Genomic DNA, 12,738 nt, shown 5'->3' on the forward strand with positions numbered 1-12,738 from the left:
ACGGCATCGTCGATGAAGCCGCAGGTGTTGACGATCACCAGATCGGCGCCGGCGAAGGTCTTGGAGGTTTGATAGCCCTCGGCGCTGAGCTGCGTGAGGATGAGTTCGGAATCGGTCAGCGCCTTGGGGCAGCCGAGACTCACGAAACCGACTTTGGGTGCGGCCGCACCCGGGGAAACAACTGATTCAATCATGGCCTGATTGTCTCAGACCCTTGACAGAGGCGCTTAGCCTGCTTCAGCGCTTGAGCCCAAGAGCGGCCAGCATCTGTTCGCTGTGTTTTTGCATCTGCTCCTGCATCTGGGTGAACGCGGTTCGTGACTGCTCCATGTACGTACCCATCATGCCCTGCATCATCGGCGACTGCACATTGGTGAACTGCTTCCACAAATCAGGATTCACGCCCTTGGTCTGCTCGGTCATTTTGTTTTGCAGGTCCATGAAAATCTGGACGTTCTTTTCCAGGTAGGTCCCCATGAAGTCCTGCATGGCATGGCCATAAAAACGGATGATGTTGGCCAGCACCTGCTCGGTGAAGATCGGCACCCCGGCGGTTTCTTCCTCAAGAATGATCTGCAACAAGATGCTGCGGGTGAGGTCGTCATTCGTCTTGGCGTCGCGCACCACAAAACGCTCGTTGTCCATCACCAGCGCTTTGACCTCGGCCAACGTGATGTACGAGGAAGTGTCGGTGTCGTACAGCCGACGGTTGGGGTATTTCTTGATGACCCGCACGGCGTCTGGGTGGGGTCCATTGGCATCTGCCTTGCTTTTTTGCACTACACGACTTTCTTGAGTGAACAGGACACCACCCGGGTCGGGGGGCTGACGTTACGCCACATTCTAGAAACCGGAGACCCGCATGGCGAGCATGGGTTTACCCTGTGCGGCAACGGAACCCCACACGGTGTGTTCGGCACAAAGCAAAAAGGGCCTGACTGACGTCTGGCCCTTTGATTTCCGGAGATGTTTGGTAGGCGCGATTGGACTCGAACCAACGACCCCCACCATGTCAAGGTGGTGCTCTAACCAGCTGAGCTACGCGCCTACAAACTGTCCGAAGCCTCGCAGTATAGCAGCTTTTATGTGCTTATTGAAACACCCACTCATCATTTGCGCCTGACCACGCGCACGCCAGCCACATCACCCACCACCGCCATGGCCCGCGAGACCTGACGGGCATCGCTGACCTCAATCGTGAACGTCATCCAGGCAATGCCTTTGACCGACTGCGTCTGCACACCGATCACGTTCATCTTCTCTCGCGCAAACACTTCGGAGATGTCTCTCAGCAACCCTTGCCTGTCCAACGCCTCGACGGCCACATCGACCGGGTACACCGCCGCGCGGCCATCGCGACCCGAAGGCATCTGACCACCCCATTGAACGTCAATCACCCGATCAGGGCTCTTCCGCTGCAAATGCGCAAAGTCACTGCAGTCACTCCGATGGATGCTCACGCCCTTGCCTCTTGTGACAAACCCCCGAATGTCGTCGGGCGGCGCCGGCTTGCAGCATTTGGCCAGTTGGGTCATCAGAGAGTCCACGCCCACGACGAGGACGCCCCCACCGGTTGAACCGCTGGCCTTGCGCGGCTTTTTCAACCAAGGCGGCAACTCGTCCACCACAGCAGGCTCGCCGGGCCGCAACTGCAACTCGATGGCTCGCAGCGACAACTCGTCCTTGCCCACCTGTTCGAACAGCTCCTGCGCCGAATTCAGGCCCATGGTGCTGGCCAGCTCGTCAAAACGCAGCGCTGTACGACCCTCCCGCTGCAAGAGCTTTTCCACGGCCTCGCGGCCACGCGCCACGGTCTCCTCCATGGCCAGGACGTTGAACCACGCGCGCACCTTGCTCTTGGCACGGTGACTGACCAGAAAGCCCAGTTCGGCATTCAGCCAGTCGCGGGAGGGTCCACCATCCTTGGTGGCAATGATCTCGACCGTCTGACCGTTCTGCAATGGCGTGTTGAGCGTGACCAGCACGCCGTCCACCCGGGCGCCACGGCAACGGTGACCCAGGCTGGTGTGCACCGAATAGGCGAAGTCCACGGGCGTCCCGCCCTGTGGCAGTTCCACGATCGCGGCATCGGGCGTGAGCACGTAAATGCGATCATCGAACAGCCCCTGGGCCGTCCCACTGAGATCGCGTTCCCAGGCCAACAGCTGGCGCAGCACAGCGATCTTGGCGTCGTATTCCGAAGTGGCCGACACACCGGCGTAGCCCTTGGCGCCCGCTTCTTTGTAGGCCCAATGGGCCGCCACGCCGTGCTCGGCGTGATCGTGCATGGCCTGCGTCCGGATCTGGATTTCAAACGCCCTGCCCTGCTCGTCGCGCACCACGGTGTGCAGCGACTGATATCCATTGGGCTTGGGTTTGGCGATGTAGTCGTCGAACTCTTCAGGCACCGGGGTGAAATGGGAGTGCACCAAGGCCAGCACGCCATAGCAGTCGTTCTTCTCAGGCACCACCACGCGCAGCGCGCGGATGTCGAACACGCGGTCAAAGTCCAGTGACTTGCCTCGCATCTTCTTGACAATGCTGTAGATGTGCTTGGGCCGTCCCTGCACCGAGGCCTGTATGCCCTGGCCCTGCAAGTCCCGTTCCAGTTGGGCCCGCACCTGCTCCACATGGACTTCTCGCTCGGCCCGCTTTTCATCCAGAAACCGCGCGACCTGCTTGTAGGTCTCAGGCTCAAGAAAACGGAACGCCAGATCCTCCATTTCCCACTTGATCTGCCAGATGCCCAAACGGTTGGCCAAGGGCGCGAACACGTGCAGCGACTCACTCGCCAGCGCCTGCCCTGGATCCTCCTTGCAGGTGGCGAAATAGCGCAGGGTCTGCAACCGCGAAGCCAGGCGCAACATGACCACCCGCAGATCGCGCGAAAACGCCAGCAGCATCTTGCGCACGTTTTCCGTCTGGCTCGCGGCCAGCTCGGACACCGGCGCCTTGGCCAGCGAGGTCAACGGCAACGCCGCTTCATGAGCGGCCTGGCGTTCCTCGTTCTTCTTGGCCAGCACCTCTGCCGACTTGATGCGCGCCTGACGCTGCAGCTGCACCAGCTTGGTCGTCTCCAGCGCCAGTGCGGCGAAGTTGTCACCAAACGCCTTGGCAATCACCTCTTGTGGCCGGTTCAGGTGCTGGCAGGCATAGACCAGGTACGCGGCGGCCTGCATCGCCTCGGAGCCGCCGATGTCCCTCAGCACGGCGGCCACGGCGTCGGCGTGGGCAAGGATGTTCTCTCCCGTGTCGAGCTGCTCGCAGGCCAGCAGTGGCTCGGCAAAGGCCCGAGCACGGGCCAACGCCTGGGCTTCGTGCGGCAGGCTGTCAGACGTGGCGGCCACAATGGCCGATGGCGGGGAGGGAGGAGCCGCTGCAACGCTGTACTTCATGGCGATGGCTCGACGTCAGTCCGCCGAAAGAAAATCGCGCACGGCAGCGATCTGGTCCGCCGCCACCAGGGTGGGCGCATGCCCCACGCCGGCGAACTCAACGCAGCGCGCGCGCGGTCCGCGTTCGGCCATGGCCCTCGCGGTGTCCCGGGTCAGCAGATCGGACTCGGCGCCACGCAGGAGCAAGGTGGGCGCGGTGATCGCGTCGTACAGCCCCCACAATGCCGTCTCCCCGTCCCGCACCGATTGCCTGGCGGCCGCCTGGTCGGGGGCGTCCGTCAGTGCCCTGAGCGGCAACGCAAGTCCCGGGTCGTAGTGCAGCCACCAGCGGCCATCCCGCTGCCGCAGCATGGGCTGCGAGAGCGCCAGCCATTGCTCGGGTGTGTGAGGGCCAAATCCGCTGGAAATGGCCGCCAGCTGGTCCGACGCTTCTTGTTCACTGCCGAAGGAGGGGTTGAGGCCCAGATAAGTGCCGATGCGCTGCAGCGCTTCCCACTGGATCACGGGACCCACGTCGTTGAGCACCAGCCTGCGCAGACCCAAGGTCGGCTGAGCGGCGAGTGCCATGCCGATCAGGCCCCCCATACTGGTCCCCACCCAGTCGATCCGGACGGCTGGATCCTGTTCCCGCAAGTGCATGATCAAGGTGGCCATGTCCGCCACATAGGTCCCCACCTGGTACGCCATGGGGTCGGCGAGCCAGTCGCTGTGCCCCCGCCCGGCGACATCCACCGCGAGCACGCGCGCTTGGCGGGTCAGTTCACGGGCCAAGGTATCGAAGTCCCGACCCTGGCGGGACAGCCCATGCACACAGAGCACCACCCGGTGGACGTCAGCGCTCGGTGCCGCTGACCAATCCCAGTAGGCCATGCGGCGCGCGTTGCCGCCTGTGGCCAGAGGTCCGCCCACCGCAAGAAACCGAAGCTGGGGCATCTGACTGGAACCGCTCATCCCTTGTGACTCCGTGATAATGACTCGCATGTGTTTGAACCTATCGTAATGGAACTGGAGATCTCTCATGCTTGCCAACAAAACCGCCCTCGTCACCGGCTCCACCAGCGGCATCGGTCTGGGCATCGCCAAATCCCTCGCGCGCCAGGGCGCCAACATCGTGCTCAACGGTTTCGGTGACGTCGAAGGCCCGAAGGCCGAGATCGCGGCACTGGGGGTGAAGGTCGCTTACCACGGCGCCGACATGAGCAAGGCGGGGGACATCGAAGACATGATGGGCTTCGCTGCGGCACAGTTTGGACAGGTGGACATTTTGGTGAACAACGCGGGCATCCAGCACGTGGCGCGCATCGAAAGCTTCCCGATCGATCGCTGGGACGCGATCATCGCGATCAACCTCTCCAGCGCCTTCCATGCCACCCGCCTGGCATTGCCCTCCATGCAGGCCCGGAACTGGGGACGCATCATCAACGTGGCGTCGGTCCACGGTCTTGTGGGCTCGGCGGAAAAATCGGCGTACGTCGCCGCCAAACACGGCGTGATCGGTCTGACCAAGGTGACGGCGCTGGAAAACGCCACCACCGGCGTGACCTGCAACGCGATCTGCCCCGGCTGGGTGCTCACGCCCCTGGTTCAGAAACAGGTGGACGCCAAAGCGGCCGCCTTGGGCATCTCGAACGAAGACGCCAAGAAACAGTTGCTGGGCGAGAAAGAACCCTCCATGCAGTTCACCACCCCCGAGGAACTGGGCGAGCTGGCTGTGTTCTTCTGTTCGCCGGCCGGCGCCAACGTGCGCGGAGTGGCCTGGAACATGGACGGTGGCTGGGTCGCCCAATAACCGATTCACCGCCAGCCCCAACAAAAAAACCCGGCGCCGCCGGGTTTTTTTGTCGGTTGAACCGAATCGCTCAACGCAGCTGGATCGAACCCGACACCGTCACATTGACCTGGCTCTTGCCGGCCTCCACCGGCACGGGCGTGTCGGAGGCCATCGCCACGTTGGCCCGAGCGGCCATCGGGCGCGGATACCCGGGACCACCACCTTGATCGGCCGAACTGATGGACAGCTCACGCAGGCTGTAGCCTGAAAACCCGAAGCCTTTGGCCACCTCCCCTGCCCGGGCCTTGAAGCGTTCGATCGCCAGGGCCTGCACATCGGACTCCAGCTTTTGCTGGGCCTCGCGTGACAGCGAGAAAGCCATGCTGCCCATGGTCAAGGTCTGGATGCTTCCCGCTGTGCTGCTGATGCGCACGAAATCCCGCCCCTCCAGAATCAGCTCGGTACTGCCTTGCCAGCCATTGATCTTGCCGTTGCTACCGTAACGCGGGTACAGGCCCAGCTGTCCTGTGCGCACCTCCAGCTGCTTCGGGGCAGCGGCCGACTTCGCCACCGTCAGCGCCGCATCCAGCGCCTGCTTGAGCTGGTTCTGCACAACGACCGCGTCATTGCCTTCGCGGGTCGTGGTCAAGGTCATGCTCAACCAGTCTTGCGGCACATCCAGGAAACCTCTGGCCGCGATGTTCACCACGTTGGCGGGCTCCGCTGGTTTGAGCTGCTGGGCACTGGCGCCGGTGTGCAGCGCCCATCCGGCGGACATCACAAACGGAACCCACCAGCCTCGCCATGTCCATGTCAACAGCGGCCGGCTCATTTGTTGCGCCCGGCCGGGGCGGTCTGGCTGCGCAACTGTTCGCGCAGGCGCTGGCGCTCCTCCACACTGAGGCGGTAGGGCTTGCCGGCCGGCTCGTTGTCGGTCAGTGGCTGGCGCAACGCATCGCGCAGCCGATGCGGCTGACGTGGATCACCCGAATCGGCGGTCGGGGAAGGCACCACGGTCATCGCCTGCAACGGGGGTTCGCGGAGATCCAGCCCATAGGCCCAGGTGGGAAGGCCAAGAACCAATGCCAGTACGGTGTGTTGGGTTGTCATGAAAAAGATCGGAACACGGGACTGCTTCCGATTGTGGGCGGAGCGCATGGTAACGGTCCTGAGGCCTTGGGCAACAGTTGTAACAGCCTGTCAAAAAAACAAAAATCCAGCGCTGACAACCACTTGGCGCTGCCACAATCGAGTTTGTTACATTTTCCGAGAGTTGCTGCCATGACACAAACTGCTGCCCGACCGAACAAGATTCTTGTGGTGGACGACGACGTCCGTATTCGCGATCTGCTGCGCCGTTACCTGATGCAGGAAGGATTCGAGGTCATGCTTGCCGAAGACGGCAAGGCCTTGAACCGTGTGTTGCAACGCGAAGCGGTCGACCTGATCGTGCTCGATCTGATGATGCCGGGCGAAGATGGCCTATCGATCTGCCGCCGTCTGCGCGCCAACGGCGACCGCACCCCGATCATCATGCTGACCGCCAAGAGCGAGGACGTCGACCGCATCGTCGGCCTGGAAGTCGGCGCCGACGACTACCTGGGCAAACCGTTCAACCCCCGCGAATTGCTGGCCCGTGTGCACGCGGTGCTGCGCCGCCGGCCACCGGCCGAGGTGCCCGGCGCGCCGTCCCAGGACGCCGAAGTGGTGAATTTCGGTCCTTTCGAGTTCGACCTCAGCCTGCGCACGCTTCGCAAGGACAACGCCGACCTGCCGCTGACCACCGGCGAGTTCGCGATGCTCAAGGCACTGGTGCGCCACCCACGCCAGCCGCTGTCTCGCGAAAAGCTGGCCCAGCTGGCCCGTGGACGGGAGTTCGAGCCCTTTGACCGCAGTCTGGACGTGCAGGTCTCGCGCCTGCGCAAGCTGATTGAAGAGGACGCCGCTTCTCCGCGCTACCTGCAGACGGTCTGGGGGGTGGGATACGTGTTCGTTCCGGACGGCAACGCCTGATGAGCGAAGAGTCCCGCGTTCCGTCGTTCGAGACCGAGCCGGCGGCGCTGGAGACCGCCCCTGCGCCGCTGGAGATGCGTCCGCCGCGCGAAGTGAGCCTGTTCTGGCGCACTTTTTTTCTGCTGTCGCTGCTCCTGCTCGGGTGTTTTGTGGCCTGGCTGCAGACCTTCCGGGCCCTGGAGTTCGAACCACGCACCTTGCAAAGCGCGCAGCAGCTGGCCTCGCTGGTCAATCTCAGCCGCGCTGCGCTGGTGCATTCGGACTCCATCGCCCGGGTGTCGCTGGTCAAGACCATGGCCGATGAAGAGCAGGTGCGCATCGCACCCCGCGAGCCGGGCGATGTCTACCGCCGGTACGACACCGATACGCTCAGCCGCACGGTCAGCGCCCAGCTGAGCGCCCGGCTCGGCGCGGACACGGTGGTGGCGCGCGAGGTCAACGGCAAGGCGGGTCTCTGGATCGGGTTTTCCATCGACGGCGACCCTTACTGGCTGCAGACCGATCCGTCGCGGGTCGAGCTGGTCACCGGCACCACCTGGCTGATCTGGTTGGGCACGGCGGCCCTGCTCTCGCTCACCGGCGCCGCGCTGATCGCACGCCTGATCAACCGGCCGCTCCAGAAGCTGTCGTTCGCCGCCAGCCGCGTGCGCGAGGGCGACTTCAACTCCAGCCAGCTCAATGAAGCGGTGGCGACCAGCGAGATCCGCCAGGTCAACATTGGCTTCAACCGCATGGCGCAGCGCCTCTCCAAGATCGAACAGGACCGGGCCCTGATGCTGGCCGGCATCTCCCACGACCTGCGCACACCGCTGGCCCGGCTGCGGCTGGAGACGGAAATGAGCGTGCACGACCTGCAGGCGCGCGAGCACATGGCGGCCGACATCGAACAGGTCAACGCCATCATCGACAAATTTCTCGACTACGCGCGGCCCGACCACCTGGAACCGCAGCGGGTGGACCTCAACGAGGTGATCGACGCGGCGGTCTTTGCGCTGGGCAATGCGCCGGATGTCGTGGTGCAGACCCGCATCCCGCCCGACACCATGGTGATGGGCGATGCGGTCGAGCTCAACCGCGTGTTCTCCAACCTGCTGGAGAATGCCTTGCGCTATGGCAAGAATCCGGTGTCGGGCGTGGCCCACATTGAAGTCGGTGCCAAGGCCAAAGACGATTGGGTGCTGGTCAAGTTGCGTGACCACGGTTCGGGGGTGAACCCCGACATGCTGGCGCAGTTGACGCAGCCCTTCTTCCGCGGCGACGCTTCGCGCAGCTCGGCCACCGGCACCGGCCTCGGGCTGGCGATCGTGGAGCGGGCCATTGCGCGCATGGGCGGCCGCTTTGCGTTGGCCAACAGCAGCTCGGGCGGGCTGGCAGCGCACATCAAACTGCCCATCGCGAAATAGGGCTGACGGGCCGCAGGCGGAGCCTCCGCCGGCAGCCTTTGCGACCCATCCTCAAGCGGGTGACTGGCGCACAAGCAGCGCCACGGCGCGGGCCTCCATCGAGAGACCCTGCCCCACCGGCCCCAGCTTCTCGGCGGTCTTGGCTTTCACGTTCACCTGATCCACCGCCACACCGAGCGCGGTGGCGATGCGTTCGCGCATGGCGGGTATGTGGGGCGCCAGCTTGGGCGCCTGGGCAATGACTGTGCTGTCGACGTTGCCGATCTCGAAGCCCGCCGCACGCACGCGCAGCGCCACCTCTGCCAACAGACGCCACGAATCAGAGCCCTTGAAGCGCTCGTCGGTGTCGGGAAAGTGCCGGCCAATGTCGCCGAGTGCCGCCGCGCCCAGCAGCGCGTCGGTGATGGCGTGCAGCAGCACGTCGGCGTCCGAATGCCCGAGCAGGCCCAGGGTGTGGGGAATGGTCACGCCGCCGATGATGAGCGGGCGGCCGGGCACCAGTGCGTGCACGTCCCAGCCCTCGCCGATGCGGAAGGGAATGGGGTTCATGAGCGCGCTCCGCAAGGCCGCCCCAAGCAGCGCGATGTCCCTTCGGGGGGCCGTGAATACACGAAGTGAAAGACGTGAGGGTTCAAGCTCGGCTCCTCAGGATGGCTTCCGCCAGGGCAAAGTCTTCCGGGTAGGTGACCTTGAAGTTCTGTGCGCTGCCGGGCACCAGCAGCGGTTGCTGGCCCGCCAGTTCCATGGCACTGGCCTCGTCGGTCACGCCGGCGAAGCCAGTGCCGGCCTGCGCGGCCAGCGCCGCCTGCAAGGCGCCGATGCGGAACATCTGCGGGGTCTGCGCCAGCCATTTGTCGGACCGGTCCACCGTCGCGGCCACGCGGCCCCCGGCTTCGGTCTTGAGGGTGTCGGGCAGTTTGAGCGCCAGCAGGCCGCCCACCGGGTCGCCCGCGCAGGCGTCGATCAGCGCTTCAACCTGCGCCGGGGTGACGAGGCAACGCGCCGCGTCGTGCACCAGCACCCAGTCGCTCGCATCGGCGCCACTGTCCAGCAAGGACTGCAAGCCGTTGAACACACTGGCCGCGCGCGTGCTGCCGCCCACCCGGGCGAGCTGGATGCGCAGGTCGTCCACGCTCAGGAAGCGGTCGCCCGGCGCCACCACCACGAGGCAGCGTTCGATGCGCTCCACCGCGGTGAATGCCGCCAGCGTGTGCAGCACCATGGGCAGACCGGCCAGCGGCTGGTATTGCTTGGGCTCGGCGGTGCCGGCGCGTGAACCCGAGCCCGCGCAGGGCAACAGGGCATGGCAGCGGACGGCCTGTTTGGGGGACATGGGGTGAGGGGTGTCGGTCATGGGGTGCCCGCATTCTAGAATCAGGCCTTTCACACCCCCCACCTCCCCAGGCGGGGGGTGTTTGTCTTGGGCGGTTCAGGGCCTGTGGTCCTGCGCAGCCCCAACCGCGTCAGCGCAACCGCCCATGGACCTGCCCAAACTCACCCCTGGCAAACGCTTCACCCTGCCCCGCCCCAGCGGCGCGGCCGATGCCCTGCTGCTGGCCCAGCTCGGTGCGCGCGAAAAAGCGGCGGGCCGGCTCACGGCCATCGTCACCGCCGACGCCACCGACGCGCAGCGCCTGATCGACGAGATGGCGTTCTTCGCGCCCGGCCTGCGCTGCGCGCTGTTCCCGGACTGGGAGACCCTGCCCTACGACACCTTCTCGCCGCACCAGGACCTGATCTCCGAGCGCCTGGCCACGCTCTGGCGCATCCAGCAGCACGACAAGGACACCGGGGCCGACGTGGTGCTGGTGCCCGCCACCACCGCGCTGTACCGGCTGGCGCCACCGTCCTTCCTGGCGGGCTACACCTTCCAGTTCAAGGTCAAGCAGAAGCTCGACGAAGCCAAGCTGAAGGGCCAGCTCACGCTGGCCGGCTACCAGCACGTGACCCAGGTGGTGAGCCCGGGCGAGTACGCGGTGCGCGGCGGCCTGATCGACCTCTTTCCCATGGGCTCGCTGGTGCCTTACCGCGTGGACCTGTTCGACGACGAGATCGACAGCATCCGCACCTTCGATCCCGACAGCCAGCGCAGCCTGTACCCGGTGCCCGAGGTGCGCCTGCTGCCCGGGCGCGAGTTCCCGATGGACGACGCGGCGCGCGCCAAATTCCGCAGCCGCTGGCGCGAACTGCTCGACGGCGACCCGACCAAAAGCCGCGTCTACAAGGACATGGGCAACGGCGTGGCCACCGCCGGCATCGAGTACTACCTGCCGCTGTTCTTCGAACAGACCGCCACCGTCTTTGACTACCTCGGGGAGAAAGCGACGGTCGTTCTGCACGGCGACCTCGAACCCGCCTTCCAGCGCTTCTGGCAGGACACGCAAGACCGCTACCGGCTCGTCAAGAGCGACCCCGAGCGCCCGGCGCTGCCGCCCGAGAGCCTGTTCCTCTCGGCCGAGCAGTTCTACACCGGGGCCAATGCCCACGCGCAGCTCGCCATCCGGCCGGCGGTGGAAGACGTGGCCGACAACGCCTTTGCGCAGAAGCTGGGCGACCTCTCGGTGGTGCGCGGCGCCGAAGACCCGCTCTCCCGCCTGCAGAACCACATCCGCAACACCCCGCACCGCGTGCTGCTGCTGGCCGAAAGCGATGGCCGGCGCGAGAGCCTGCTGGACTTTCTGCGTGCCAGCGGTCTGAACCCGCCCGCCTTCGATTCGCTGGCCGAGTTCCAGGCCAGCGACGAAAAGACCGGCATCGCCACCTCGGTGCTCACGGTCGGCTTCAGCTCGCTGGAAGACGGCATCGACTTCGTCACCGAGACCGAACTCTTCGCCGCCGGCCCCACCACGCGCCGGCGCAAGAAGCAGGAACAGGTCAGCGACGTCGATGCGCTGATCAAGGACCTGAGTGAACTCAACGTGGGCGACCCGGTGGTGCACAACGCACACGGCATCGGCCGCTACCGCGGCCTGGTCCACATGGACATGGGCGAAAAGAACCCGGACGGCACGCCCGCGCTGATGGAGTTCCTGCACCTCGAATACGCCGACAAGGCCGTGCTCTACGTGCCGGTGAGCCAGTTGCAGCTGATCGGCCGCTACACGGGCGTGAGCGCCGACGAAGCGCCGCTGCACCGCCTGGGCAGCGGTCAGTGGGAGAAAGCCAAGCGCAAGGCCGCCGAGCAGGTGCGCGATGCCGCCGCCGAGCTGCTGAACATCTACGCGCGCCGCGCCGCGCGCCAGGGCCATGCGTTCCGCTTCTCGGCACAGGACTACGAGATCTTCGCCAACGACTTCGGCTTTGACGAAACCGCCGACCAGCGCGGCGCGATCCATGCCGTGATCCAGGACATGATCAGCCCGCGCCCGATGGACCGGCTGGTCTGCGGCGACGTGGGCTTTGGCAAGACCGAGGTCGCCCTGCGCGCCGCGTTCGTGGCCGTCACCGGTGGGCGCCAGGTCGCCTTTCTCGCGCCGACCACGCTGCTGGCCGAGCAGCACTACCAGACGCTGGTGGACCGCTTCGGCAAGTGGCCGGTGAAGATAGCGGAGATGAGCCGTTTCCGCTCACAAAAGGAAATCACCGCGGCGCAGAAAGGCATTGCCGACGGCTCGGTGGACATCGTGGTCGGCACGCACAAGCTGTTGAGCGAGAAGACGAAGTTCAAGGACCTCGGCCTGCTCATCATCGACGAAGAACACCGCTTCGGCGTGCGCCACAAGGAGGCCATGAAAGCCCTGCGCGCCGAGGTGGACGTGCTCACGCTCACCGCCACGCCGATCCCGCGCACGCTGGGCATGGCGCTCGAAGGCCTGCGCGACCTGTCGGTCATCGCCACCGCGCCGCAGCGGCGCCTGGCGATCAAGACCTTTGTGCGTTCAGAAAACAACGGCGTGATCCGCGAAGCCGTGCTGCGTGAATTGAAGCGTGGCGGCCAGGTCTATTTCCTGCACAACGAAGTCGACACGATAGAGAACCGCAAGCAGAAGCTCGAAGAAATCTTGCCCGAGGCGCGCATCGCCATCGCCCACGGCCAGATGCCCGAGCGCGACCTGGAGCGGGTCATGCGCGACTTCGTGGCGCAGCGTTACAACCTGCTGCTGTGCTCGACCATCATCGAGACCGGCATCGACGTGCCCACGGCCAACACCATCGT

Annotated in this window: 11 protein-coding genes, 1 tRNA gene and 1 pseudogene; 4 read left to right on the top strand and 9 right to left on the bottom strand. The window is 65.1% G+C overall.

Going from position 1 to position 12,738, the window contains the following annotated elements; all coding sequences use genetic code 11:
- From rimO to IV088_RS25340, 5 genes and pseudogenes are all read right to left on the bottom strand, one after another.
- A pseudogene (gene rimO, locus IV088_RS25320) lies at positions 1 to 194 on the bottom strand (30S ribosomal protein S12 methylthiotransferase RimO); the annotation flags it as partial.
- Between the two features lie 43 nt (positions 195 to 237).
- Entirely contained in the window at positions 238 to 735 is a 498-nt protein-coding gene (gene phaR / locus IV088_RS25325; protein WP_367171606.1) for a polyhydroxyalkanoate synthesis repressor PhaR, read from the bottom strand.
- Positions 736 to 971: 236 nt separating this feature from the next.
- Positions 972 to 1,048, bottom strand: a tRNA-Val gene (locus IV088_RS25330).
- Between the two features lie 61 nt (positions 1,049 to 1,109).
- Entirely contained in the window at positions 1,110 to 3,395 is a 2,286-nt protein-coding gene (locus IV088_RS25335) for a bifunctional (p)ppGpp synthetase/guanosine-3',5'-bis(diphosphate) 3'-pyrophosphohydrolase (protein ID WP_291107630.1), read from the bottom strand.
- A gap of 15 nt (positions 3,396 to 3,410) precedes the next feature.
- Entirely contained in the window at positions 3,411 to 4,328 is a 918-nt protein-coding gene (locus IV088_RS25340) for an alpha/beta hydrolase (protein ID WP_291107655.1), read from the bottom strand.
- An 85-nt stretch (positions 4,329 to 4,413) separates the two neighbouring features.
- Between IV088_RS25340 and IV088_RS25345 the strand changes: the two genes are divergently transcribed.
- Complete coding sequence (locus IV088_RS25345) at positions 4,414 to 5,184, top strand: 3-hydroxybutyrate dehydrogenase (RefSeq protein WP_291107632.1); 771 nt, start codon at positions 4,414 to 4,416, stop codon at positions 5,182 to 5,184.
- A 70-nt stretch (positions 5,185 to 5,254) separates the two neighbouring features.
- Here the strand turns inward: IV088_RS25345 and IV088_RS25350 are convergent, their stop codons facing one another.
- Positions 5,255 to 5,944 (bottom strand): SIMPL domain-containing protein, encoded by a 690-nt coding sequence (locus IV088_RS25350; RefSeq protein WP_291107635.1) that lies wholly within the window; start codon positions 5,942 to 5,944, stop codon positions 5,255 to 5,257.
- Positions 5,945 to 5,994: 50 nt separating this feature from the next.
- Positions 5,995 to 6,276 (bottom strand): hypothetical protein, encoded by a 282-nt coding sequence (locus IV088_RS25355; RefSeq protein ID WP_291107638.1) that lies wholly within the window; start codon positions 6,274 to 6,276, stop codon positions 5,995 to 5,997.
- Between the two features lie 171 nt (positions 6,277 to 6,447).
- Between IV088_RS25355 and ompR the strand changes: the two genes are divergently transcribed.
- Together ompR and IV088_RS25365 are read left to right on the top strand one after the other, a co-directional pair.
- Positions 6,448 to 7,179, top strand: coding sequence for a two-component system response regulator OmpR (ompR, locus tag IV088_RS25360; RefSeq protein ID WP_236965678.1), 732 nt, complete (start codon positions 6,448 to 6,450; stop codon positions 7,177 to 7,179).
- Positions 7,179 to 8,582: a sensor histidine kinase gene (locus tag IV088_RS25365; RefSeq protein ID WP_291107643.1), complete on the top strand. Its 1,404-nt coding sequence runs from the start codon at positions 7,179 to 7,181 to the stop codon at positions 8,580 to 8,582. The genes ompR and IV088_RS25365 overlap by 1 nt, the downstream gene beginning before the upstream one ends.
- Positions 8,583 to 8,633: 51 nt before the next feature.
- On the opposite strand, the gene ispF is transcribed toward IV088_RS25365, so the two are convergent.
- Complete coding sequence (ispF, locus tag IV088_RS25370; RefSeq protein WP_291107646.1) at positions 8,634 to 9,131, bottom strand: 2-C-methyl-D-erythritol 2,4-cyclodiphosphate synthase; 498 nt, start codon at positions 9,129 to 9,131, stop codon at positions 8,634 to 8,636.
- Between the two features lie 82 nt (positions 9,132 to 9,213).
- Positions 9,214 to 9,936, bottom strand: coding sequence for a 2-C-methyl-D-erythritol 4-phosphate cytidylyltransferase (gene ispD, locus IV088_RS25375; protein ID WP_291107649.1), 723 nt, complete (start codon positions 9,934 to 9,936; stop codon positions 9,214 to 9,216).
- Between the two features lie 124 nt (positions 9,937 to 10,060).
- Between ispD and IV088_RS25380 the strand changes: the two genes are divergently transcribed.
- Positions 10,061 to 12,738 (top strand): transcription-repair coupling factor (locus IV088_RS25380; protein ID WP_291107652.1); only part of this gene is annotated, 2,678 nt, incomplete at its 3' end.

Origin of the sequence: Hydrogenophaga sp. (genome assembly GCF_018780075.1) — a bacterium.
Lineage (GTDB): Bacteria > Pseudomonadota > Gammaproteobacteria > Burkholderiales > Burkholderiaceae_C > Hydrogenophaga.